The 22,355-nt window shown below is 69.9% G+C and carries 21 protein-coding genes and 1 pseudogene; 13 read left to right on the forward strand and 9 right to left on the reverse strand.

Annotation, left to right across the window (positions count from 1 at the left end; translation table 11 throughout):
• Positions 1–14: 14 nt before the first annotated feature.
• Positions 15–1,247 carry an MFS transporter gene (locus ACFQ7C_RS11815; RefSeq protein ID WP_378900952.1) on the reverse strand — a complete coding sequence of 411 codons (1,233 nt, stop codon included), beginning with the start codon at positions 1,245–1,247 and terminating at the stop codon, positions 15–17.
• Between the two features lie 141 nt (positions 1,248–1,388).
• On the opposite strand from ACFQ7C_RS11815, the gene ACFQ7C_RS11820 reads away from it, so the two are divergent.
• The gene (locus ACFQ7C_RS11820) at positions 1,389–2,297 is read left to right on the forward strand and encodes a helix-turn-helix transcriptional regulator (RefSeq protein ID WP_378900955.1); all 909 of its coding nucleotides are present in this window, start codon (positions 1,389–1,391) and stop codon (positions 2,295–2,297) included.
• Between the two features lie 115 nt (positions 2,298–2,412).
• Positions 2,413–3,123, forward strand: coding sequence for a lysophospholipid acyltransferase family protein (locus ACFQ7C_RS11825; protein ID WP_378900958.1), 711 nt, complete (start codon positions 2,413–2,415; stop codon positions 3,121–3,123).
• A gap of 57 nt (positions 3,124–3,180) precedes the next feature.
• On the opposite strand, the gene ACFQ7C_RS11830 is transcribed toward ACFQ7C_RS11825, so the two are convergent.
• The 4 genes from ACFQ7C_RS11830 to ACFQ7C_RS11845 all read right to left on the reverse strand — a co-directional run bounded on the left by ACFQ7C_RS11830 (position 3,181) and on the right by ACFQ7C_RS11845 (position 7,193).
• Positions 3,181–3,486 (reverse strand): hypothetical protein, encoded by a 306-nt coding sequence (locus tag ACFQ7C_RS11830; protein WP_378900961.1) that lies wholly within the window; start codon positions 3,484–3,486, stop codon positions 3,181–3,183.
• An 88-nt stretch (positions 3,487–3,574) separates the two neighbouring features.
• The gene (locus ACFQ7C_RS11835; RefSeq protein WP_378900964.1) at positions 3,575–3,964 is read right to left on the reverse strand and encodes a nuclear transport factor 2 family protein; all 390 of its coding nucleotides are present in this window, start codon (positions 3,962–3,964) and stop codon (positions 3,575–3,577) included.
• A gap of 72 nt (positions 3,965–4,036) precedes the next feature.
• Entirely contained in the window at positions 4,037–4,705 is a 669-nt protein-coding gene (locus ACFQ7C_RS11840) for a hypothetical protein (protein ID WP_378900967.1), read from the reverse strand.
• A gap of 76 nt (positions 4,706–4,781) precedes the next feature.
• Entirely contained in the window at positions 4,782–7,193 is a 2,412-nt protein-coding gene (locus tag ACFQ7C_RS11845) for a LuxR C-terminal-related transcriptional regulator (protein WP_378900970.1), read from the reverse strand.
• Positions 7,194–7,456: 263 nt separating this feature from the next.
• Between ACFQ7C_RS11845 and ACFQ7C_RS11850 the strand changes: the two genes are divergently transcribed.
• Positions 7,457–7,627: a hypothetical protein gene (locus tag ACFQ7C_RS11850; protein ID WP_378900972.1), complete on the forward strand. Its 171-nt coding sequence runs from the start codon at positions 7,457–7,459 to the stop codon at positions 7,625–7,627.
• Here the strand turns inward: ACFQ7C_RS11850 and ACFQ7C_RS11855 are convergent.
• Positions 7,593–9,182: a glycosyltransferase gene (locus ACFQ7C_RS11855; protein ID WP_378900974.1), complete on the reverse strand. Its 1,590-nt coding sequence runs from the start codon at positions 9,180–9,182 to the stop codon at positions 7,593–7,595. The two genes, ACFQ7C_RS11850 and ACFQ7C_RS11855, sit on opposite strands and share 35 nt — an antisense overlap.
• Positions 9,183–9,291: 109 nt before the next feature.
• On the opposite strand from ACFQ7C_RS11855, the gene ACFQ7C_RS11860 reads away from it, so the two are divergent.
• The 3 genes from ACFQ7C_RS11860 to ACFQ7C_RS11870 all read left to right on the forward strand — a co-directional run bounded on the left by ACFQ7C_RS11860 (position 9,292) and on the right by ACFQ7C_RS11870 (position 13,352).
• On the forward strand, positions 9,292–10,146 hold the full coding sequence (locus ACFQ7C_RS11860; RefSeq protein WP_378901322.1) for an ABC transporter ATP-binding protein: 855 nt from the start codon (positions 9,292–9,294) through the stop codon (positions 10,144–10,146).
• A gap of 72 nt (positions 10,147–10,218) precedes the next feature.
• Entirely contained in the window at positions 10,219–11,247 is a 1,029-nt protein-coding gene (locus ACFQ7C_RS11865) for an ABC transporter substrate-binding protein (protein ID WP_378900976.1), read from the forward strand.
• A gap of 11 nt (positions 11,248–11,258) precedes the next feature.
• Positions 11,259–13,352, forward strand: a complete 2,094-nt coding sequence (locus tag ACFQ7C_RS11870; RefSeq protein ID WP_378900979.1) for an iron ABC transporter permease — start codon at positions 11,259–11,261, stop codon at positions 13,350–13,352.
• A 32-nt stretch (positions 13,353–13,384) separates the two neighbouring features.
• Here ACFQ7C_RS11870 and ACFQ7C_RS11875 read toward each other — a convergent pair whose 3' ends face one another.
• Positions 13,385–13,891 carry a MarR family winged helix-turn-helix transcriptional regulator gene (locus ACFQ7C_RS11875; protein WP_378900982.1) on the reverse strand — a complete coding sequence of 169 codons (507 nt, stop codon included), beginning with the start codon at positions 13,889–13,891 and terminating at the stop codon, positions 13,385–13,387.
• A gap of 135 nt (positions 13,892–14,026) precedes the next feature.
• Between ACFQ7C_RS11875 and ACFQ7C_RS11880 the strand changes: the two genes are divergently transcribed.
• The 5 genes from ACFQ7C_RS11880 (at position 14,027) to ACFQ7C_RS11900 (ending at position 18,152) form a co-directional block, all read left to right on the forward strand.
• The gene (locus ACFQ7C_RS11880; RefSeq protein ID WP_378900985.1) at positions 14,027–14,818 is read left to right on the forward strand and encodes an SDR family NAD(P)-dependent oxidoreductase; all 792 of its coding nucleotides are present in this window, start codon (positions 14,027–14,029) and stop codon (positions 14,816–14,818) included.
• 59 nt (positions 14,819–14,877) lie between these two features.
• On the forward strand, positions 14,878–15,303 hold the full coding sequence (locus tag ACFQ7C_RS11885; protein WP_378900988.1) for a nitroreductase/quinone reductase family protein: 426 nt from the start codon (positions 14,878–14,880) through the stop codon (positions 15,301–15,303).
• A complete protein-coding gene (locus ACFQ7C_RS11890) occupies positions 15,300–16,058 on the forward strand; it encodes an SDR family NAD(P)-dependent oxidoreductase (RefSeq protein ID WP_378900991.1) in 759 nt (252 codons plus the stop codon). Before ACFQ7C_RS11885 ends, ACFQ7C_RS11890 begins: the two co-directional genes overlap by 4 nt.
• A 175-nt stretch (positions 16,059–16,233) precedes the next feature.
• Positions 16,234–17,169: a CPBP family intramembrane glutamic endopeptidase gene (locus ACFQ7C_RS11895; protein WP_378900994.1), complete on the forward strand. Its 936-nt coding sequence runs from the start codon at positions 16,234–16,236 to the stop codon at positions 17,167–17,169.
• Positions 17,166–18,152: a CPBP family intramembrane glutamic endopeptidase gene (locus ACFQ7C_RS11900; RefSeq protein ID WP_378900997.1), complete on the forward strand. Its 987-nt coding sequence runs from the start codon at positions 17,166–17,168 to the stop codon at positions 18,150–18,152. The genes ACFQ7C_RS11895 and ACFQ7C_RS11900 overlap by 4 nt, the downstream gene beginning before the upstream one ends.
• A gap of 67 nt (positions 18,153–18,219) precedes the next feature.
• On the opposite strand, the gene ACFQ7C_RS11905 is transcribed toward ACFQ7C_RS11900, so the two are convergent.
• Together ACFQ7C_RS11905 and ACFQ7C_RS11910 are read right to left on the reverse strand one after the other, a co-directional pair.
• Positions 18,220–18,930, reverse strand: coding sequence for a TIGR00266 family protein (locus ACFQ7C_RS11905; RefSeq protein ID WP_378901000.1), 711 nt, complete (start codon positions 18,928–18,930; stop codon positions 18,220–18,222).
• Between the two features lie 61 nt (positions 18,931–18,991).
• Positions 18,992–19,834: pseudogene (locus ACFQ7C_RS11910) on the reverse strand (CorA family divalent cation transporter); the annotation flags it as partial.
• Between the two features lie 46 nt (positions 19,835–19,880).
• Here ACFQ7C_RS11910 and ACFQ7C_RS11915 point away from each other — a divergent pair.
• A complete protein-coding gene (locus tag ACFQ7C_RS11915; RefSeq protein WP_378901004.1) occupies positions 19,881–20,888 on the forward strand; it encodes a substrate-binding domain-containing protein in 1,008 nt (335 codons plus the stop codon).
• Between the two features lie 126 nt (positions 20,889–21,014).
• The gene (locus ACFQ7C_RS11920) at positions 21,015–22,322 is read left to right on the forward strand and encodes an ABC transporter substrate-binding protein (protein ID WP_378901007.1); all 1,308 of its coding nucleotides are present in this window, start codon (positions 21,015–21,017) and stop codon (positions 22,320–22,322) included.
• The last annotated feature ends 33 nt before the right edge of the window (positions 22,323–22,355 follow it).

Here is a 22,355-nt window from a genome sequence, read left to right on the forward strand (position 1 = left end):
CTTTTCGGTGGGGTTCAGACGCGCTCAGGGCTGCGGTGGCGCAGCACGGCGAGCACGACGGTGGGAATGAGGGTGAGCGCCACGATGCACGCTCCGAAGATCGAGGGCCCGTGCAGGCCGAGCGGGGTGGACAAGGCGGCGCCGGCGATGGCGGTTCCGATCGCGGTACCGGCGTTGAAGGCGGAGACGGCGAGCGCGGAGGCGAGCGTCGCCGCAGGGCCGGCGGAGCCGACGACGAGGTGTATGAGCACCCCGTTGGCGCTCAGCCCGAACAGGCCGAGCAGCACGACCAGGCCGATCATGAGGAGCGGCGCACCGGTGGTGACGCTGAGCGCCGCGAGGATGGCTGTGGTCACGGCGGGCGTGAGGACGGTGATGAGGCCGGGGTGGCGGTCGCCGTAGCGCCCTCCCAGAACGGTGCCGATGAACGACCCGATCCCGAACCCGGTGAGAACGAGCGGGACGAAGCCCGCGTCGACACCGCCCTGATCGGTGAGGATCGGCGCGATGTAGGAGTAGGCAGCCAGCACTCCGCCGGTCGTCGTGACGCACGCCAGGAGTGCCAGCCAAAGCCGGCCCGATCGGAGTCCGCCCAGTTCACGCCGCAGCGATGTCGGGGTCTGGGCCGGGTGGTCGGCGGGAACGAGGCGGGCGACGAGCACCGTCGCGATGATCGCGGCGACGGCCAGGAACCAGAAAGTGCTGCGCCAGCCGCCCGCCTGAGCGATGAACGCGCCGATGGGCACGCCGAGGACGGTGGCCAGCGCACCGCCGGCGGTCACGACGCCGAGGGCGCGAGCGCCCGCGCTCGCACCCGCCGCACGGGTCGCCACCACGGCCGAGACCGCCCAGAACGCACCCGTCGCGACGGCGGTGACGAATCGGGCACCGAGCAGGATCGCGAAGTCGGAGCTGAGGGCGACGGCGACATGACCTGCGGCGAAGATCAGCATCGCGGTGATCAGGGTCAGACGCTTCGACATCCGCATCGTGAGCAGCGCCATCACCGGGGCGCCGACGATCATCCCCGCCGCGAACACGGTGATGAGGCTCCCCGCTTGAGCGAGTGAGATCTGCAGATCCTCGGCGACCTCGGGAAGGATGCCGGCAACCACGAACTCGGTGGTCAGCATCAGGAACGTGCCCAGCGCGAGCACGTACACGACAAGCGGCAGCCGCGTCCGCGACGAGCCGGTCGCCGCGGCGGACTCGGACGCGCGGACGGCCTCGATGCTGTCGATGGTCATCGGTGCGACTCCTTCGGACGCCGCGGATCTCGCGGCGACGTCATCCATCACATCCCGTCTTGCGGGTGCGCGGGAGGTCGGGCTTATAGGGGTACAGGCAGCACCCCCTCAGCCGCAGCACCCCGGGGTTACCGTGGGGACATGGAGAGTCCGAGCAACCGCGATGACATCCGGGACTTCCTCGTCAGCCGGCGTGGACGCATCGCCCCGGAGCAGGTCGGCCTGCCCGCCGGCAGCCGTCGACGGGTGCCAGGGCTCCGCCGTGAGGAAGTCGCCGTGCTCTCCGGTGTGAGCACGGAGTGGTACACCCGACTGGAAAAGGGCCACATCACGGGCGTCTCGGAAGAGGTCCTCGCGGCCGTTGCGCGTGCTCTCGAGCTCAACGACGACGAACGCGACTACCTCTTCGACCTCGCCAAGGCCGCGCGTCCCCCTGTGCGACGCCCGCCGCGCCCCAAGGATGGTGCTCTCGATGGTCCGGTCCGCTGGCTGATCGATTCCGTCACCCTGTCGGCTGTGTTCCTCCGCAACGGCCGGCTCGACGTGCTGGCGACCAACGCGCTCGCCCGCGCGCTCCACGCCCCGATGTTCGACAGCCCCACCACCATCGGCGACCGGGCGAACTTCGCCCGCTTCCACTTCCTCGACCCCGCCGCTCGCGACTTCTTCGTCGACTGGGAAGGCGGCGCATCCGCCACGGTGGCCCTGCTGCGTGCGGAAGCCGGACGCGAACCTGACGACCGAGCGCTGCGGGAGCTCATCGGAGAGCTCTCCACTCGCAGCCATGACTTCACCCGCCTGTGGTCCTCCCACGACGTGCGCAGTCGCCACGAAGGCCTCAAGCGCCTGAAGCACCCGGTCGTCGGGAGCATCGAACTCACGTATCAATCAGCCGAGCTCGCGAACCCGAACCGCGCGGCGCGGACCCTCAACCTCTACACCGCTGAACCAGGAACCCCACACGAAGACAGGGTCAAGCTCCTCGCCAGCTGGGCCGCGACGAACACCCCCAGCGACGCCAGGCGCCTCGCCGAAGATCTCCCCGATTAGCCTCACGACCGCAGCGGCGCGGACGGGTTGCGCTTGTCGAACGGCGGGCTCGTGGGGCGACCTCGCTCGCAGCTCTCGAGGGATCGAACGGCACGATGACGGATAGGGTGGCGAGGTGATCGCGCCTGCGCCGCCGAGCCCCGCCCCTGCACCGCGGCCCGGCGCCATCTACTTCCTCGGGCGGGTGGTCCTGCGCCCGTTGTTCTGGCTCATGTATCGCCCGCGCATCGTCGGTCGAGGGAACGTGCCCGAGCGTGGGCCGGTCCTGCTGGCGAGCAACCACCTGGCGTCGCTCGACACGGTCATCATCCCGACATCCGCGGCCCGCCCTGTGCAGTTCCTCATCAAGTCGTCGTACTTCACGGGCTCCGGGATGCTCGGCCGCGTCAAGCGCTGGTTCTTCACATCCATCGGCGGTGTCCCGGTGTACCGCGCGACCGGTCGCGATGCGCGCGCCGCCCTCGACGCCGGCAGCAGCATCCTGCGGGCCGGGAGCGTGTTCGCGGTGTTCCCCGAGGGAAGCCGCTCGCGCGACGGGAAGCTGCACGAGGGTCACGGTGGCGCGGCGTGGATGGCGCGCGACACGGGCGCCGCGGTCGTGCCTGTCGGGCTGATCGGGACCGGCACCGCCAAGCCGCTGAGCCATCTGCTGCCGGGCAGGCCGCGCCTCGAGGTGCACTTCGGCGAGCCGCTCGACCTCGCCGACCTCGAGGGCATGCCGGACGGCAAGGCTCGCCGCGAGATCACCGAGCGCATGATGGCCGCCATCGCACGCCTGAGCGGACAGGAACGCTCCGGGAACGTGAACGCGACGTCGCGCGACTGAGCGGCTTCGAGAGCAGCCCCACGGACGCGCCGATCCCGGTGATGGCCGGTCGTGTGTCTAGGGTTCGGCCTGCTGGTCTTCCTCCGGTTCGAACGTGGATTGCTCGCCGGTGTGGCCGGCGGCGACGCCGTCCGGGTCGTCGGGGATGGTGCCGTCCTGGCCGAGTCCGCCTTGCTTGGGCACGCCCTGATCGCTCTGACCGATGCGCGCGGGACTCACGTACGAGTCGGCGCTGTCGTTCAGGTCGTCCGCGGTGTCGTGGCCGATGCCTGTCGGATCGTTCACCGACTTCTCGACATCCGGGCCTTCGAAGCTGCCGTCGTCTTCATCTCGAGATTCGAAGGGAGGGTTCTGATTCGTCATGGCGGGCCTCCTGCCTTTCCCCACAGCATCGGTGTCCCGCACCGCGGAGGGGCAGGGGCTTGACGCCGCCGCACCGACCGTGAGCCGGCTACGCAGATTGCTCCTGCGCCGCGATGCGCGGCCCTGCGTGGCCGGCCAGACACTGCCATCGGTCGCCCGAGCGCACCCACGTCTGGGTCAGGGGCATCCGGAATGTGCTGCGTCCGGCATCCGTGGTGACGTCATCGGTGACGGTGCCGCGCAGCACGGCGGTGTCACCGACGACGATGACCCTGACATCCGTCAGCACCTGAGAATGCCAACGCGTCGGCCCGTCGAGATTGGCATCCAGGTAGCTGTCGCGGTCGAAGTGCTCCCCGGTGTGCGACGTCCACGCGAATTCGGGGTGCAGCAGCAACCTCAGCGCGGACTCGTCGCCGGTTGCCAGCGCGACGGCACGATGCTCCGCGGCCGCGCGAACCTCATCTTCGACAGTCACCCTTGCATTGTCGCGGACCATCGGGATGCTCCGCAGACGAGCCCGCTCAGGGGATGCCGTTGAGCCCGCCCCCTAGGAGGTCGTCTGCGTGATGCTCATCCGGCATCCGCCCTCTGTCGTCGCCCAGATCTCCCATTCGGTCACGTCGGCGCCCTCCGTCGCACGAAGCGTGAGGTGTTCGTCTCCGCTCCCGTTCAGCAGCACGCTGTGTACGGCGATGCCGGTCATCGCGACGTGGTCGATGGAGCCCGTCGAGGCTCGTTCGATCCACAGGTCGGCCGATACGCCCAGGCTGTTGGCGGTGAATTGGACGTAGTAGGCGTTCTGGCAGCCGGCCGTCAGGTAGCCGGCGGGCGTGTCCTCACCGACCTGCTGCCCGGCGACGACGGTGTGGATCTTCGGCCGCGGGGCGTCAGTGCCCGCAGGTCCCTGCGGTCCTGGAGGGCCCTGCGGCCCCGGCGTCCCTGCTGCGCCGTCCGCGCCCGGCGCTCCCTGGGCGCCGGTGGGTCCGACCTGATTCCACGTCAAGGGCTTCTCGAGCAGGAGCTTCGGCCCGCTCGTGAGGCATTGGGCGAGCTTCCCGGTCCGGCTCTGATCGAGCACGCGGACGACGCCCGTCGCCGCGTTGACACACGCCCTGATCTCGCCACCATCCGAGGCCGTCGCCGAGCTGATCCCGATTCCGGCCGACACCAGCACGACCGCGGCCGCCGTCGCCGTCCATCTCCACCACTTCGTCATTTCGGCATCCCTTCGTCGAACTCTCCGCCGGGCCGACGGTATTGAGCGCGGGCAGGGTGCGCATCGGGCAAATGCCCTATGAGACCTCGTCGGGCGGATCGAGCAGACCGCGCCGGAAGGCGAGTGCGGTCGCCTCGGCCCGGCCACGGACGTCGAGCTTTCGGTAGATCGCCATCGAGTGGTGCATGACCGTCTTGACCGAGAGCCCGAGGCGCGCCGCGATCTCCTTGTTCGTCTGCCCCGACGCGAGGAGTGCCAGCACCTGCCTCTCGCGGGGCGTGAGGGGGTCGGAGTTCTCGACAGCCGCGCTCGACGGGCCGGATGCGTGGCCCCGCAGCCAGCCCATCGCTTCGATCGCGGCGTCGCCGATCGACAGCGTCTGCCCGGCGCCGATGAGCCGCGAAGACAGGGCGCTTCCGAGCCGGGCGACGACGGTCGCCTCCGCTCGCTCGAGGGCGACACCGTGGCGCGGTGCCATCGCACGCAGGATTCGGGCCCGGTCCGCCCGCACGGCGCCCAGCATTCGAGCCGCGAACCGGAAGTCCCCGAGCCCGGTGGCGATCACGACCGCGAGTGTGAGCGAGATCTCGGACTCCAGCCACCATCCGCGCTTGCTGTCCTGCGCGAGGCGCGCGGCGCACCACCGCGCCGCCTCGCGGTAGTCCCCGGCGTCGAGAGAGGCGCTCGCCAGTGCTGCGAGGACGAATCCCTCCTGCGCGATGTCGCCGGTCGCCCGCGCGAGTTCGAGCACACTCTCCAGGGGTGGAAGGGGGACGGCGTCCGGCACCGTGCCGGGCGGGAGGGTGTGGAGGATGACCGCCGCGCCGACGATCGTGTAGGAGTCGTGGAGGCGCTGACCGTGCTCGAGCACGTCCAGGGCCAGAGCGGAGGCCCGTTCGATGTCACCCACGGCATGCGCCGCGGCGGCGAGCCACACTTCGAATCGGCCGGTCCAGACCTGCTCCGGCAGCTTGCGAGCCCGTGCGACACCGGCTTCGGCCCGGAGCGTCGCCTCGACGAGCTCGCCCGCGACGGTGGCGATCATGATCCCCAGGAATGCGGCGCGAATCGACAGCAGCGGCCATCCGCCGGCCCGGATGAGATCTGCTGCCCGTCGGTAGCGTTCGCCGGTGATCTCTGTCAGTCCCATGCCGTCCGGCGACATCGCGAGGAGGTACGCGCTCCACAGCAGCACCCGCGCCCGCGTTTCGGCGTCGAGCTGGTCGACGACACCCGACACGATGATCCGCTCCAGCAACTCGCTGACGACCGTCTGCTCGGCGAAGCCCGACAGCACATCCGCGCAGTCGGTGAGCCACCCCGCGGCGAGCGGCGCGTTTTCCTCGATGAGACGTCTCGCCTCGTTCACGAGGTCACGACGCATCACCTGCGCCACGATCAGCGCCTGCGACGGCACTGTCGACTCCGACGACGCGGCCGCGGCGCGAAGGGCATCGGAGAGCAGCACCCGACGCTGCTCTTCGTCGTCGGGGTTCGGCGTCCAGGACTCGCGCACGTACGCCCGCACGATGGGCAGCACATCGAACACCTGCTGGTCCGCGACGCCCGAGCGGGGCTCGATGAGCCTCAGGTCGACGAGTTGTTCGAGATCGTCGAGGGTATCGGCCACTCGACCGCCGCCGACCGCTACGGCGGTGTCGAACGGAAACGGGCCGGAGAAGCCGGACAGCCGGTCGAGAAGTCGGCGCTCGCGAGTCGACAGCTGCGCGCAGGTGGATGAGAGAGCATCCCGGATGCTGAGGCGCGATGCTCCTGCACGGGCTGTGAGCAGATCGAGACCGATGCCGCCCTGATCGCCGTGCATCTCACGGACCAGCTGATCCACGGGGAGAAGGCGTACGCGCGCGGCGATGAGTTCGATCGCGAGAGGGAGGCCCCCGACGAGTCGGCAGATCTCGGCGATGTCATGCGCGTTGAACGGATCGAGCCGGAAGTGCGGGTCGACGAGCGACGCACGGGCGGCGAAGAGGCGCACGCTCGGGCTCGCGACGATCTCTTCGAACGCGGCACCGTCGCCCGGCACGCCGAGCGGGCGAAGGGTGATCAGCGCGGCGGGCCGTTCCGGCGGGACCGCCCGCGCGACGATGAGCGCCAGCCGTGGGCATGCGCCGAACAGGGAGTCGACAGCATCCGTGTCGAGAGCGAGTTCGTCGGAGTGGTCCACCGAGAGGACGACGCGACGGTCGCGGACACGCGCCGCGATCGCCTCGACACCCGTCCGAGAAGTGGACCGGCTCCTGCCCAGACCGAGGCGCCGTGCTGCTTCGTCGAGCACGCCGCTCCCACCGGGTGCGCCGGCGAGATCGACGTCCCACACCTCGACGCCCGGCGGTGGGGCGGCGGCGAAGGCCGACAGCATCGCCGTCTTCCCCACGCCGGAGCGTCCTGACACGCCGATGAAACGGATGCCGCGGCCCACCTCGCGCGCGAGCTCGGCCAGCTCATCCTGCCTGCCGAGCAGTGTCACGCCGTCCCCCGTTCTCGCGCGAGACCACGGCCCCCGCGCCGACGGGCCCGCCTCCCGCTCACCCCAGGCTTGGAGGTGGAGCCCGATGCGCTTCAGCCTAGGTGAGGACGGCGCGGAGCGGGACCGTTCGGATGGGCCGCGGCACGGCTGCCGTGCTCGGTCGGACCGCGGCGCACTTGCGGATCGGCTGGGGCGGGCGGAGCGTGCGTTGAGGCCGTTGGCGGCGTCGCGTATGGCTGCGTGGTCGCCGTACTATCCGAGGTATGACCGACGCCGTTTTCAAGCCGGGGGACGATGTGCTGACGACGAACGCGCGCGGCACCGTCATCGATATGCGCGCAACTCCTTCCGGGAAGTGGGTTTTCGGAGTCGAGGATGCCGACGGAGGGGTGAGTTACTTCACCAGCCGGGCACTGCGCCCTGCGAACGGCTGACACCCCGTCGCGCAGCCGGCCGGCGCCGCCCTTCTGCTGCGGTCCGAGCGAGCAGCGCCGCTGCCCGCAGTGCGAACGCGGGTGCTCTTCGCAGGTGAGGCCAGCGCCGTAGCAGCGTGCGCGCGGCGGGGGTGCGTCGGAGCGCTCGCCGGAGGAGTGCGAGCTCGAAGGCATTCGCCCACTGGGCGCAGACGGCTTCGTCTGTGAAGTCGCGCGTCGCGGCGATCGCTCGTGCACGCAGACGTCGACGACGCCATTCCGGCTGGTCGACGACCTCGGCGATCGCGTCGGCGAGACCGTCCACATCACCCGCCTCGATGAGGTAGCCGTTGCGTCGGTGACGGATGATGTCCGCGGGACCATAGTCGATGTCGTAGGCGATCGGGACGCACCCTGCGGCCATCGCCTCGACGAGTGCCAGCGGAAACCCTTCGGAGTGGGCCGTGAAGAGCGCGAAGGATGCCTGACCGAGCCGTTCGCGAGCGCGTGGGACGTGGCCGTGCAGTCGGACGTTCGGGTCGTCGCGGGCACTGCGGGCGAGCGCGGTGCGGCTCTCCCCGTCGCCGTACACGTCGAGAGTGATCGGAGTGGTGCGTGCGACGTTCGCATCGCGCACGGCGGCGATGGCATGGGAGACGCGCTTGCGTCGGGTGAGGGCTGCGACGACGACGCCGCTCGTGGCCGCCCGCGCGGTCTGCGACGGCGGGGGACGATCGCCGTCGTGCGGATTGGAGACGACGGCGACGAACGGTGAGGGGCTGAGGTCGCGGCGCATGTCACGCGCCTGGGACCGACTCAAGACGGCGACGACGTCGAAACGATGTGCGCGTTCGAGCGCCGCCCTGCGCGACGCCTTCACCTGACCGGCGGCGTCGCGGTGCGATCCGTGAACGAGGTGCGCGGTGACGACGTGTCGTCGTCGATACTGCGCCATGAACCCCGCGACGGTCTTGCTGTCGACGATGAAGTAGCTGGACTGGCCGGCGGTGAGCGCGTCGAGCCAGTCGGCGTAGAGGTCCCAGATCCGCCGCCAGGAACGCACCGGACGCCCCTGCCTGTCGTGGAGCACGAGTCGCCGCCCACCGGGCTCGCCTCGCCGTGGCACCTCGCGCCGGTCGGTCAGCAGCAGCGAGCCGTCCTGGCGGAGGTGGTCGACCTGCAGCACGCGCCCCTGGGCGTCTTGTCGAAGACGGGACATCACGTCGCCGCCGCGCAGCCGCACTGCGCCGTCGGAGTCCGCGGGGAGAGCGGGATCCGCGGTCGGGAACTCTGGGTGGCCGTTCACGGCAGGCAGTTCGTGGTCGCGCAGCCAGTCGTAGAGATTGAGGATCCGGATGCCGCCACTCAGCGCGCCGTCGGCACGCAGGCGCTCCACCAACTCCGGGTAGTCGGGTCGCGCGTCGAACGTGAGCACGTCGACGGGGGTCGCGCACACTCGGTCGAACGCGCGGGACCGTCGGAGCATCGCCTCGGTCATTCCGCCGAAGTCGTCGGGAATCGACCAGGTCACGGCGAAGTGCCGCCCCACCGGAAGACGCGACGTGCTCGGTGCCACTCGTTCATTGTGGTGCGGCGACCATCGGGCGTCATCAGGGTTGACAGAGGCCGCGTCACGTCACGATCTTGGAGCCTGGCGCCGAGATAGCTTAGGCTTCCCTAACGTGATCACGGATGGCGGGCCCGCAGGGCCGACGGACGAGTTGCACGGCGACTCGCTGGCTCTCAGCTACGGTCGCACCCGGGTGGTCCACGAGGTGTCGCTCCATCTGCGACCCGGCATCGTGACGGCCCTGATCGGTCCCAACGGCAGCGGCAAGTCGACGGCCCTGCGGGCCCTCGCGCGCCTGCACCGGATCGACACCGGGTCGGTGCACATCGACGGCGCCGACGGGCGTCGGGACGCAGCATCCCTCTCCGCCAAGGCCTTCGCCCGAACGGTCGCGATGCTCTCGCAGTCGCGCCCTCATCCGTCGGGTCTGGAGGTGCGCGATGTCGTCGCGTACGGCCGCCACCCTCACCGCGGCCGTTTCTCGGGTGCCACCGACGCCGACCGTGAGGCCATCGATCGCGCGCTCGGCCTGACCGGGCTCGCGGCGATGGAGCATCGGCCCGTCGACCAGCTCTCGGGCGGGGAGCTGCAGCGTGTGTGGCTGGCGACCGCGCTGGCGCAGAGCACGGGCATCCTGCTGCTCGACGAACCCACCAACCACCTCGACCTGCGCTACCAGATCGAGACCCTCGACCTGGTGTGTGATCTCGCCGACCGGGGCACCGCCGTCGGTGTGGTGCTGCACGACCTCGACCACGCAGCATCCGTCGCCGACGAAGTCGTGCTCATGTGCCGCGGCCGCGTGCATGCCACGGGCGCACCCCACAACGTGCTCACGGCCGAGAACCTCACCGAGGTGTACGGCTTCCGCATCGAGACGGCGGTGGATGACGCGACCGGCCGTGTGCGCGTGATCCCGCGCGGTCGTCACCACGAGCGCCCTCGCCGCAGCGCGGCCGTCCCCGCCTGACGCGCGCGCCGCCGCGCCGGCCGCCGACGCCCTCTGTACCCCCTCCCATCCGACAGTTCTGGAGCCTGCCCCATGACCAAGCCCATCGCCGCCATCGCCGTTCTCGGCGCCCTCGCCCTCGCGCTGACCGCGTGCGGCACCACCGAGGTCCCCGCCTCGGCGGACACCGAGACCACGGTGTCGAGCAGTGCCGGCTGCGCCGACGACGCCACCACGACGTCGACGGACCCTGTCGAGCTCACCGACGCGTTCGGGCGCACGGTCACCCTCGATGAGCCGGCCGCGAAGGTCGCGGTGCTCGAGTGGCAGCAGATCGAGGACGTGCTGTCGCTGTGCCTCACGCCGGTGGCGGTGGCGGACGCCGACGGCTACCGCACGTGGGACACCGCCGAGGAGCTGCCGGCGAGCGTCGAGAGCGTCGGCACGCGCCAGGAGCCGAACCTCGACGCACTGTTCGCGACCGAGCCCGACCTGGTCATCGTCGAGGCGTACACCCGCGACGACGCGATCATCTCGCAGCTGGAGGAGTACGGCGTGCCCGTGCTCGCGACCCTCGGTGCGAACGCCGAGGACCCGATCGGGCAGATGCTCGACACCTTCGACCTGATCGCCGAGGCGACCGGCCGCACCGAGCGCGCCGGCGTCGTGAAGGACGAGTTCGAGCAGCACCTCGCCGACGCGAAGGCGGAGGTCGCCGGTGCCGCGCCCGCGGTGACCGACTTCGTCTACTTCGACGGCTGGGTCGACGGCGGCAACGTGTCGCTGCGTCCGTTCGGCCAGGGCTCGCTCGTCGGCGAGCTCGGCGAGGAGCTCGGTCTCACCAACGCCTGGACCGGCGAGGTGGACCCGGCCTACGGCCTCGGCCAGACCGACATCGAGGGCATGACCACGATCGGCGACGCCAACCTGTTCTACACCGGCACGGTCGACCCCGACTCCGAGAGCTTCGTCGACGCCGCGGCGGAGAACCCCGCGTGGGCCTCGATCCCGGCCGTCGCGGAAGACCGCATCGCCGCGTTCCCCGGTGGCATCTGGACCTTCGGCGGCCCCCGCTCGGCCGAGCAGATCATCGACGCGTACGTCGCCGCGATCACCCAGTGAGCGGTCGGTCGTTGAGCGAGCGCGCCACTCGCTCGTCGCGTGAAGCGGCGGGCGGGACGGATGCTGCGCACCCGGCGCTCGCACCGGGTGCGGGTCCGTCGCGCGGCGCTCGCTCAACGACCGGCGCCGCCGTCGGCGTCCTGCTCGCGCTCCTGGTCGCCCTGGTGCTGGCCGCGGGCTGGCATCTGACCCAGGGGACGAGCGGCGCCGTGTTCGCCGACGCCGACGTGCTGTGGGGATCCCGCGTGCCCCGGCTCGCCGCCGGCGTCGCGGTGGGGATCGCCCTGGGCGTGGCGGGCATCTTGATGCAGTCCCTGTCGCGCAATGCGCTGGCCTCGCCCGACACGCTCGGCGTCACCGCCGGCTCGTACCTGGCGGTCACCGCGGTCGCGGCCTTCGGGATCGCGGTGCCCATCTGGGCCTCGGGATTCGTCGCCTTCGCCGGTGGCCTCGCTGCCGCGGCTCTCGTACTCGGCCTGGCCGGGGGAGCGGGCACCTCGACCACGCGTCTCGTCCTCGCCGGATCGGCGCTCGCTCTCGCATTCCAGGCCGGCACGTCGGCGCTCCTCGTGCTGTTCTCGGAGGAGACGAAGGGTCTGCTCGCGTGGGGCAGCGGCAGCCTGTCGCAGCTCGGGCTCGAGAGCTTCCTGCGTGCGGCGCCCGTGGTCGTCGTCGCGGTCGTGCTCGCCCTCGTCCTGTCGCGCCGCCTCGACGTGCTCGCACTCGGCGACGACACCGCCTCGTCGCTCGGCGTGCCGATCCGGTCGACGCGGATCAGCGGCATCCTTCTCGCGGTCCTTCTCACCGCCACGGCCGTGACGCTCGCCGGACCCATCGGCTTCGTGGGCCTGTGCGCACCCGTGCTCGCCCGGCTGCTGGCGCGCGTGGTGCCGGCGCTCGGCCGCCACCTCCTGCTGATCCCGCTCTCGGGGCTCATCGGCGCGATCGTCGTGATCCTCGCCGACGCGCTGCTGCGCGCCCTCATCGGCCCCGAGGATGCCATCGCCGTGCCGACGGGGGTCGCGACGACCGTCTTCGGCGCGATCGTGCTGGTGGTGATGGCCCGCCGCCTCCGCGACTCCGGGCCCACCCGCCGCCCGCCCACCATCCGCATCGGCGTGCGCAGCGGCCGCCGGTTCGTCGTCGTGGTGGTCGTCGCCGCGATCGCGCTCGGCGCGATCGTGCTCGCTGGGATGCTGTTGGGCAGCACACGGCTCCTGACGGGAGACATCCTGCTCTGGCTGCAGGATGCTGCGCCCCCGCGCATCGCGTTCGCGCTCGACGAGCGCGCGCCACGGGTGATCGCCGCCGTGGTCGCCGGAGCGGCGCTCGGCCTGGCAGGAAGCGTCACGCAGGCGGTGAGCCGCAACCCGCTGGCCGACCCCAGCCTGCTGGGCATCACGGGCGGTGCGGGGCTCGGCGCCGTGCTGGTCGTGACGAGTGCGACGGCGACCACGTTCGGGATGCTGGTCGCCGCTGTGATCGGCGGGCTCCTCGCCTTCGCGCTCGTGTATGGACTGGCCTGGCGCGGCGGGCTCAGCGCGGACCGGTTCATCCTCATCGGGATCGGCGTCTCGTACGGCGCCGTCGCCCTGACGACCTTCGTGCTGCTGCGCGCGAACCCGTGGGACACCCCGAAGATCTACACGTGGCTGTCGGGCACGACGTACGGCCGCATCTGGGAGCAGGTGATCCCGCTCGCGATCGTGCTCGTCATCGCGCTGCCGTTCGTGTTCGCGCATCGGCGCGACCTCGACATCCTCGCGATCGACGAGGACACGCCGCGGCTCGTCGGCATCCGCCTCGAGCGGACCCGCCTGCTGCTGCTCGTCGCGGCGGCCGTGCTCGCGGCCCTCAGTGTCGTCGCGGTGGGGGTCATCGGCTTCGTCGGACTCGTCGCACCGCACGCCGCGCGGGCGCTCGTGGGCGCGAAGCACAGTCGCGTGATCCCGGTGGCCGTGCTGCTGGGCGCGGTGCTCGTGGGTGCGGCCGACACCCTCGGCCGCACGGTGATCGCGCCGGCACAGCTCCCGGCGGGGCTCGTCGTGGCGCTCATCGGCGCACCGTACTTCGTCTGGCTGCTCTGGCGCTCGCGCGACGCCTGAGCGCGAGGAACGGGCGACCGAGAGCCGCACTCCTACGGCGATGACGTGTGGCGGCTGCCCGGACTCCACGTCGCTGCGGGATCGATGGCCTCTGCGATGCGCCTGCTGATCGTGCCGAGCTGGCGTATCTGCTGTTCGGTGAGCGGTTCGAAGACGAGCCGCTCGACGAGCGCGTGGTGGGCCGGAGTCGACCGTGCGACGGCGTCATGTCCGGCGTCGGTCAGCACGGCCAGGGTGACGCGTCCGTCGGTCGGGTCGACCTCGCGGCGGACCCATCCCTTCTTCTCCAGTCGGGAGATGGCGCGCGACAGCCGTGAGAGCGTGCTGCTCGCGTAGCCGGCAAGCGTGCTCATGCGCAGTGTGCGCTCGGGCGCGGTGTCCAGCGCGAACAGCAGACCGTGCTCGAAGTGTGTGAGCCCGCTGTCGCGCTGCAACTGGGCGTCGAGGGCCGCCGGAAGACGTTCGAGCAGGGTCGCGACCGATGCCCACACCTCGAGATGGGTCGCGCTCAAGCCTGACGGCTCGGAGGACTGGGGCATGCCACGAGGCTATGCCACGGCCGTCGACGGCTTCCGTGCCACGCCGACAAACTTGCTCGGGCAAGCGAATCTGCACTAGATTTACTTGCCTAGGAAAGTGAATCGACTGCGTGGAGCAGTGGTGAGGAGAGTCGGATGGAACTGCAGCTGCACGGCAAGGCGGCATTCGTGAGCGGATCGACCCAGGGGATCGGGTTCGCCATCGCGTCGAGCCTGGCCGCCGAAGGGGCGAGAGTGATCGTGAACGGGCGGTCGGCGGATGGTGTCGACGCGGCCGTGGCGAAGCTGAGGGCCCAATACCCGGACGCCGACCACAACGGCCTGATCGCGGACTTCGCTGTGCCCGGCGAAGTGGGCCGCCTGCTCGAGGAACTCGGCGAGGTGGACATCCTCGTGAACAACGTCGGGCTCTTCGGGCTCGCCGAGTTCGAGTCCGTCTCCGACGACGAGTGGGCGCGCTATCTCGACGTCAACGTGATGAGCGGCGTGCGCCTCTCGCGTCACCTGCTGGGCGGCATGCTGCAGCGCGGGTGGGGGCGCGTGCTGTTCATCAGCAGCGAGTCCGGCGTGAACGTGCCGGCGGACATGGTGCACTACGGCGTGACCAAGGCGGCGATGATCGCGCTCGGCAACGGGCTCGCCAAGCTCACCCGCGGCACGGGCGTGACGGTCAACACGGTGCTGGGCGGCCCCACCTACTCGGATGGCGTCGCAGCGACGATCGAGTCGATCGCCGGGTCGCAGTCCGCTCCGGTCGACGCAGTCAAGGCGGCGATCATCGGCCAGAACAGCACGACGCTGCTCGAGCGGTTCATCGACCCGTCCGAGATCGCGAATCTCGCGACCTATCTCGCCAGTCCGCTCGCGTCGGCCACCAACGGGGCTGCGGTCCGCGCCGACGGCGGCGTGCTCACCGCGATGCTGTGACGGAAAGGCAGGCACGCGGCATCCGTCCGGAAAATGAACACCCACCTGCAGTGATGGCCATGAAGACGCAGATCGCACGAGCCCTCGCCATCACGCCCGACTCCAGCGCCCGCGAACGCACCATCGACATCACCACCATCGGCGCGAAGACCGGCAGATCGCGGCGCATCGAGGTGTGGTTCTACCGAGTCGACGGTGAGATCTACCTGACGACCTCGCCCGCGCGACGCAGCTGGTACGCCAACCTGCTTCGCCACCCGGACTTCACGTTCCATCTCAAGCACGGCATGCGTGTCGACCTCGACGCCCGCGCAACCCCTGTGCGCGCTCTCGAGGCCCGCGCGCACGTCCTCGCCGCGATCATCGACGACCTCAACCAGCCCCGCAATCCCGCGGGCATCCCGCAGCCCGTCGAGCCCCTCGACGAGTGGATCGCGGGGAGCCCGCTCATGCACGTCACCTTCCCGAACGGAGAGAACACATGACCGGACAGGCCACCGCCGTCGTCACCGGCGTCAACCGGGGCCTCGGGCAGAGCATCGCGCTCGCCCTCGGCCGAAGCGGTCACCGGATCATCGCGGCCCACCGGCCCAGCAGTGACGCCACCGAGACCGTGAGCCTGTTGCAGGCCGAGAACATCCCCGTCCTCCCGTGGGCTGTCGATGTGACGGATGCCGAGGGCCACCGCGATGCGGTTGCCTCGCTGCGCGTGCGGCTCGAAGCGGAATGGGGCGTCGACCGCCTCGACGTCCTGGTCAACAACGCCGGGATCGGAGCCTTCGCGCCGGTCGACGACGTCACGCCTGAGGTGTTCGACGCGCTGTTCACGACCAACCTGCGGGGGACGTTCTTCTTCACTCAAGCGATGCTGCCTCTCCTCGAAGGCGGAGGCCACGTCATCAACATCAGCACATCACTCACCCGCCACGTCAGCCCAGCGACCGCGGTTTACGCCGCGTCGAAGTCAGCCGTCGAGACGCTCTCCCGCAGCCTCGCGGCCGAACTGGGGCCTCGCGGCATCCGTGTGAACTCCGTCGCTCCCGGACCGACCGCCACCGACTTCAACGGCGGAGCCATGCGCGACGACACCGCACTGCGCGCTGAGCTGGCGGCGCACATCGCGCTCGGACGCGTCGGACACGCCGAAGAGATCGGCGATGCCGTAGCCTCCCTCGCCTCCCACGCGATGCGATGGGTCACGGGTGAGCGACTCGAAGTATCCGGAGGGTCCTTCCTCTGAGCACGCGCCCTGGGATCGAGCCGGCGTTCGCAACGGCTCCCGGCCGCACCGCTCGCGTGTCGACCGCGCGTTCGCCGGATGGCGAACGCATCGACCGAGTGTGTTCTCGCCCGTGCGATAGCGTGAGCGGACCAGCACCCCTCCCGCCTGTTGCTCGCCCCACACGAGGAGACCGATGTCTGTCCGCACCACCCCCTTCGTTCAGGATGCCGCGACCGGGAAACGGGTGACACCGTGGTGGCTCGCCTACATCCTGGTCTTCCTCGTCCTCATCCTCGGCGTCCAGGCCGGCGTGCTGGCGGTGTTCTCCCAGACGTGGCCGGTGGAGCGCGGCACGCCGGAGGCGCAGCTGCAGGAGATGATCGGGTTCGCTGCGGCGGGCCTGGTCCTCGTGCTGTGGGTGGTGCTGTTCGAGCGCCGCAAGGTCCGCACCCTCGGATTCCGTCGCCCCGGGCGCGGGCTCGTCATCCTCGTGGTGGGCTTCGTCGCGGGGTTCGCGCTGCTGTCGATCCCGACGCTGTTCCTGTGGGCGACCGGCGCGTACGTGCAGGTGGATCCGCCCGCAGGGTCGACCGCGGGGTCGACGGCGGTGTCGTTGCTGATCCTGCTGGCGCTGACGTTCGTGGTGCAGGGTGGCGTGGAGGAGCTCCTCACCCGGGGCTTCCTGCTGCAGAACGGGGGACTGAAGTTCCCGGGTTGGCTCGCTGTGCTTCTGCCTGCGCTGCTGTTCACGCTGATCCATGGGGTGCTGCTGCATCCGCTGCCGTTCGCGATGATCTTCCTGTTCGCGCTGATGGCGTCCTTCCTGGTGCTGCGCACCGGGGCGCTGTGGCTGGTGATCGGCATCCACGCCGGCTGGAACTTCACGATGGGCAACATCTACGGGGTCCCCGTGTCGGCTCTGCCGCCCCTGACCACCTCAGCGATCTTCCTGGAGCCCGCCGCCGACGCGCCGGACTGGCTCACCGGCGGTGACTTCGGCACTGAGGCCAGCCTTCCGGCCGTCATCGTGCTGCTCATCGCCGCCGCGATCGCGTTCGTCGTCTATCGACGCTGGGATGCCCGCCGATCGGCCGAGGTCCCCGCGATCCCGGTGGCGGACGTCGCATGACGGTCCCGCACTCCGCCACCGCCGCGCCTCGCACGGGGTCGATTCGCGACACTCCGTTCGTCCAGGACGCCGCCACCGGCAAGCGTGTCACCCGCTGGTGGATCGCGTACCCTCTAGTCCTCCTGGGGATGATCTTCATCGTCCAGTTCGGGATCATGGGCGTGTTCGAGCTCACCCTGCACCCCGAGCCCGGTTCTCCTGAGGCGCAATGGCTCGAGATACCCGCGGGCCTGATCCCGACCGCGCTCATCATCCTGTGGGTCGTGCTCTTCGAACGCCGGCACATCAAGACCATGGGCTTCCGTCGTCCCGGCCGGGGGTTGCTGGTGCTCCTGCTGGGCATTCCGATCGGCGCGCTGATGATCTCCGTGCCGATCCTGCTCCTCTGGGCGACCGGCAACTACCGGCTCATCGACCCACCGGCCGGAACGATGGGCGGATCGACCGCGGCGCTCCTCGTGCTCGTCCTCGTGCTGACGCACGTCGTGCAGGGCGGCAACGAGGAAGTCCTGATCCGCAGCTTCCTGATGCAGAACTCGGCGCTGCAGATGCCCGGATGGCTCGCGATCGTGCTGCCCGCCCTGCTGTTCACGCTGATGCACGGGGTGCTCACCAAGCCTCTCGGCTTCACGACGATCATGATGTACGCGATCTTCGCGGCGTTCATCGTGCTGTGGCAGAACTCGCTGTGGCTGATCATCGGCATCCACGGCGGCTGGAACTGGGCCGAAGGCAACGTGTGGGGCGTGCAGGTCGACGGCATCAACGTGCAGAAGACCGGGCTCATCTTCCTCGAACCCACCGAGGGTGCGCCGGATTGGGTCACCGGTGGAGGCTTCGGGCCCGAAGGCGGAGTCGTGGGCGCGATCTCACTCATCATCTTCGCGGGCATCGCCTACCTGCTCTACCGCCGCGGCCGCCGTCGCACCGCCGGCGCGGCGCCCGCAACCTCGCCCCCGGCCGGCGCCGTGCGCGAGTCCTGACCGCGAGCCGCAGCATCCGTCTCATCGCCACACGACTGACGGGGACGAATACTCCGGCCGCGCCGCGTCAGCTGTTGCTCGACGACGACTTGTCGGGCAGGTACGGCTCGATCGCGGCGGCCAGCTTGGCCGGAGTCATCGACTGCAGCCAGACATGCCCGGGGCCGTGCAGCTGGGCGAGGAACATCGAGTCGCCGAACAGCTTGTTCTTGATGCCCTTGATGCTCGCGAACTCCAGCTGCATGTTCGCGCGGAACAGCGCCAGGTGTCCGGGGTGGATCAGCAGCGACTGCCCCGCCTGCAGCTCGTACTCGACGATCTCGCCAGCCAGCTGCACCCACGCCGTGCCGGTGCCGGCGAGCTTCTGGAACACCACGCCGGCGCCACCGAAGATGCCCGCGCCCAGCTTCTTCTGGAGGCCTACAGACACCTCGACGTCCGGGGTGCTCGCCATGTACGAACCCGACTGAACCATGTACTCGTCGTCGGCGTCGATCGCCAGCTCTCGGATCGTCCCCGGCAGCTGCGCCGCGAACGCGACGAAGCCGCCGGAAGCGGACGCGGTGTACTGGGTGAGGAACAGCTGCCCCCCACCGACCATCCGCTTCAGTCCGCTCATGAAGCCGCCCTGGCCACCCGTCCCGAACCCGGTCGACGTCTCGATGTCGAACCCTGGCGTCAGCCACGACACGTCGCCGCCCTCCGCGATGATCCGCTCACCTCCGCCGAGGGTGATCTCGAGCACGGGCATGGTCGTACCGGCGATCTTCGTCTCCATGCCGCCAACGTAACCGGACCCGGGCGCCGCTGCCCGGCGGACGCGCGACAGGAACCGCTCGTCAGAGCCACCGCCGGCGTTTGAACAGCCTGTAGATGATCAGGTCGATGGTGACGATGCCGAGCCCGATGACGATCCAGCCGAACTGCCACTGCACGAGGGGGATGTTCTCGAAGTTCATCCCGTACAGCCCTGCGATGAGGGTGGGAACGGCGAGGAGCGCGGCGAAGGCGGAGATGGTCCGCATGTCCTGGTTCTGCCGGGCGGCCACGTTGTTCTCATGGCTCGAGAGGATCGCATCCAGGCCCTTGCTCTGGTTGTTGATCAGTGCGGCCGTGCCGGCTGCGTCGTCGAGCAGGTCATGCAGGTAGGGGAGGATCTGCTCCTTGCCGACGGTGCCGGTCTCCAGATGCCGCGTGCTCTCGTGCAGGGCCGCGGCGATGCTCGAGACGGCGCGGTCGACGCGGCCGATGTTCTTGCGGATCCGATAGATGCGGTGATGGTCTTCTCGTCCTTCTTCGCTGAACACCTGTTCCTCGAGCTCCTCGAGCGCGGTCTCGATGTCCGCTGCCGCCTTCGCGTACCCGTCCACGATCTGCGCCATGATCTGGTACGCCGCGGGCAGCGTGTCGGCGAGCGCGCCCTCCGGAGCATCGAGGAGCAGCTTCGGCAGGTCGGGCAGTTCCGCGCCGTTCCCGCGCTGTACGGTGAGCAGCCAGCCCTCGCCGATGTACAGGTAGGTCTCGCCGAGCCGCAGCGACTGGTCAGGCATGCGCAGCACGTTCCACAGCATGACGAACAGATGCTGGTCGAACTTCTGAGCCTTCGGCTGCTGCCGGCGCGAGACGACATCGGCCGCTGCGGTGGGATGGATGCCGAGCACATCGCGCGCGGCGCGTACCGCGTCCTCGTCGGGAGGTCGGGCGAGTTACCGCTAATCTGGCGGCATCATGTCCCGCGCCCGGCCCGATCGTCCCGCGACCATCTACGACGTCGCGAAGGCCGCGGGCGTCTCGCACCAGACGGTGTCGAAAGTGCTGCGCGGGCTCGGCGGGATGCGCGACGAGACACGGGAGCGTGTCGAGGAGGAGATCCGGCGCCTCAACTACCGGCCGAACGTCGGGGCGCGTGCGCTCGCCCGCTCCCAGCGGCGACGCATCGGCGTCGTCGGCTATGAGACGTTCGAATCGAGCACCAGCAAGGTGCTGCGAGGGATCTCCGAGGTCGCGGAGGGCGCCGGCTACGTCCTGGACATCGTCACCGTGGATCCGTTGGGTGCAGTGGACGAGATCGCCACCGCGCTCGAGCAGATCAACGGCACGGACGTCGCGGGCGTGCTGGCGACCTCCCCGACGAGAAACGTCCGCGAGGCCCTCGAGCGCATCCGCTTCCGGATGCCCGTGTTCCTCGACGTCAACGGCGACATGGAATCGGACTCCGCGGGTGCGCACCGCAGCATCTCGGCCGGGATGGTGATGGACCACCTCGCCGATCTCGGGCATGAGCGCGTCGCGTTCGTCGGGGGCCCACGTGGCTGGGACTCGGCCACGTCGCGCGAGGCGGTGTACGTGGAGCGCATGGCTGCTCGATCGGTCGACGCACGCATCGTCGGACACGGCGACTGGTCCGCAGCATCCGGATACGAGGTCGTCAAGGACGCGGATCTGGGGGATTCCACCGCCGTCTTCGTGGCCAACGACCGGATGGCGCTCGGTGTGCTCCGCGCCTTGAGTGAGCGCGGCCTGCGCGTTCCGGAGGATCTCAGCGTGGTCGGGATCGACGACATCCCCGAGGCCGCGTACTTCTCCCCGCCGCTGTCGACGGTGCACATCGACTTCACGCAGGCGGGTCACGTCGCCGCGAAGAGTCTGCTGACGCTCATCGAGCGTCCGGGTGACTCGATGCCGGTGTACCCGCGCAGCCGGCTCATCGCGCGCGCGTCGGCCATCCCCGCCTGATTCGCGAGCGCCGCTTGCGCTGAGCACGCATCGCGGCTAGGTTTACCGGTAATCCAATTTAGGTGAGCGGTAAACCAGCCGGTCCGCCGCTCCGCCGCTCCTTCATTCACGACAAGGAAGTTGACAATGAACAGCACTGCGTTCCGCCTCGTCGGAGGCGCGCTCGCCGCCGTCCTCGCCGCGGCAACCCTCGCCGGCTGCGCCGCCGGCGCGTCGGACACCGCGGAGGCCGAGGGGCCGATCGTCCTGAGGTACTGGTCGTGGGCGCCCAACATCGGCAAGATCGTGGATGTCTGGAACGAGACCCACCCCGACGTGCAGGTCGAGGTCAACACCTCCGTCGGCGCTGCGGACATCGTGGCCAAGCTGGCGGCGGCGAAGGAGGCGGGGAGTCTTCCCGACGTCTCCAACACGACGTACGAGAATCTGCCGAACCTGATCGTCAACGGGATCGCGTCCGACATCACCGACGCGTTCGGCGAATACGAGGACCAGATCGCGCCGGCGGCGTGGAACCTCACGACGTTCGACGACAAGAACTACGCCGTTCCTCAGGGCACCGGTCCCCAGTTCCTCTTCTACCGGGCAGACATCTTCGAGTCGCTGGGGCTCGAGGCGCCGACGACGTGGGACGAGTACGCCGAGGCGGCGCGCACGATCCACGCGGCCGACCCGTCGAAGTATCTGGCGACTTTCCCCGCCAACGACGCACAGCTGTTCGCGGCGCTGAGCGCCCAGGCCGGCGCCGAATGGTGGTCGCAGGAGGACGGGTCGTGGAGCGTCGGCATCGACAGCGAGCCGAGCCAGAAGGTCGCCGACTACTGGCAGGGCCTGGTCGACGAGGGCGTCGTGACGACCCTCAAGACGTGGACCCCCGAGTGGCAGGCCGCTCTCGCTGACGGCACGCTCGCCAGCTGGCTGAGCGCCGTGTGGGCGCCGCCGCTCATCCTGCAGAACGCGCCTGACACGGAGGGCAAGTGGGCCGCCGTCCAGATCCCGCAGTGGAACGAGGGCGACTCGGTCTCGGCAGCCCTCGGCGGCTCGGCGACGGTCGTGACGACGGGCTCGAAGCACGCGAAGGAGGCCCAGGAGTTCGCGATCTGGCTCAACAACTCCGAGGAGGCGCTCACGGCCTACATCGAGAACGCGAGCATCTGGCCCGCCAACCTCGCGGGCCGCGAACTGCCCGGCCTGAAGGACACCGTCCCCGCGGCCCTCGTGCCCTCGCAGACCGACTACTGGGATGTCGCCGCGAAGACCGATGAGGAGGCCGTGCCGGTCACGTGGGGACCGAACGTCGCCACCGCGTACAGCACCTTCGGCGACGCCTTCGGGACCGCCATCAGCTCGGACGGATCGTTCTCCGACGCCCTCACGACGGTCCAGAAGGCGGTCGTCGCCGACATGGAGAAGCTCGGCTTCACGGTCGACTGACTCTCCGCCCGCACACCCTGATCCGACGGGTGG

The sequence above is a fragment of the Microbacterium sp. NPDC056569 genome, assembly GCF_042793475.1.
Lineage (GTDB): Bacteria > Actinomycetota > Actinomycetes > Actinomycetales > Microbacteriaceae > Microbacterium.

Coding starts and splice junctions, on each gene's coding strand:
- ACFQ7C_RS11815 (WP_378900952.1), bottom strand. CDS start 1,247: ATGACCATCGACAGCATCGAGGCCGTCCGCGCGTCCGAGTCCGCCGCG.
- ACFQ7C_RS11820 (WP_378900955.1), top strand. CDS start 1,389: ATGGAGAGTCCGAGCAACCGCGATGACATCCGGGACTTCCTCGTCAGC.
- ACFQ7C_RS11830 (WP_378900961.1), bottom strand. CDS start 3,486: ATGACGAATCAGAACCCTCCCTTCGAATCTCGAGATGAAGACGACGGC.
- ACFQ7C_RS11840 (WP_378900967.1), bottom strand. CDS start 4,705: ATGACGAAGTGGTGGAGATGGACGGCGACGGCGGCCGCGGTCGTGCTG.
- ACFQ7C_RS11850 (WP_378900972.1), top strand. CDS start 7,457: ATGACCGACGCCGTTTTCAAGCCGGGGGACGATGTGCTGACGACGAAC.
- ACFQ7C_RS11865 (WP_378900976.1), top strand. CDS start 10,219: ATGACCAAGCCCATCGCCGCCATCGCCGTTCTCGGCGCCCTCGCCCTC.
- ACFQ7C_RS11875 (WP_378900982.1), bottom strand. CDS start 13,891: ATGCCCCAGTCCTCCGAGCCGTCAGGCTTGAGCGCGACCCATCTCGAG.
- ACFQ7C_RS11880 (WP_378900985.1), top strand. CDS start 14,027: ATGGAACTGCAGCTGCACGGCAAGGCGGCATTCGTGAGCGGATCGACC.
- ACFQ7C_RS11885 (WP_378900988.1), top strand. CDS start 14,878: ATGAAGACGCAGATCGCACGAGCCCTCGCCATCACGCCCGACTCCAGC.
- ACFQ7C_RS11890 (WP_378900991.1), top strand. CDS start 15,300: ATGACCGGACAGGCCACCGCCGTCGTCACCGGCGTCAACCGGGGCCTC.
- ACFQ7C_RS11895 (WP_378900994.1), top strand. CDS start 16,234: ATGTCTGTCCGCACCACCCCCTTCGTTCAGGATGCCGCGACCGGGAAA.
- ACFQ7C_RS11900 (WP_378900997.1), top strand. CDS start 17,166: ATGACGGTCCCGCACTCCGCCACCGCCGCGCCTCGCACGGGGTCGATT.
- ACFQ7C_RS11905 (WP_378901000.1), bottom strand. CDS start 18,930: ATGGAGACGAAGATCGCCGGTACGACCATGCCCGTGCTCGAGATCACC.
- ACFQ7C_RS11915 (WP_378901004.1), top strand. CDS start 19,881: ATGTCCCGCGCCCGGCCCGATCGTCCCGCGACCATCTACGACGTCGCG.
- ACFQ7C_RS11920 (WP_378901007.1), top strand. CDS start 21,015: ATGAACAGCACTGCGTTCCGCCTCGTCGGAGGCGCGCTCGCCGCCGTC.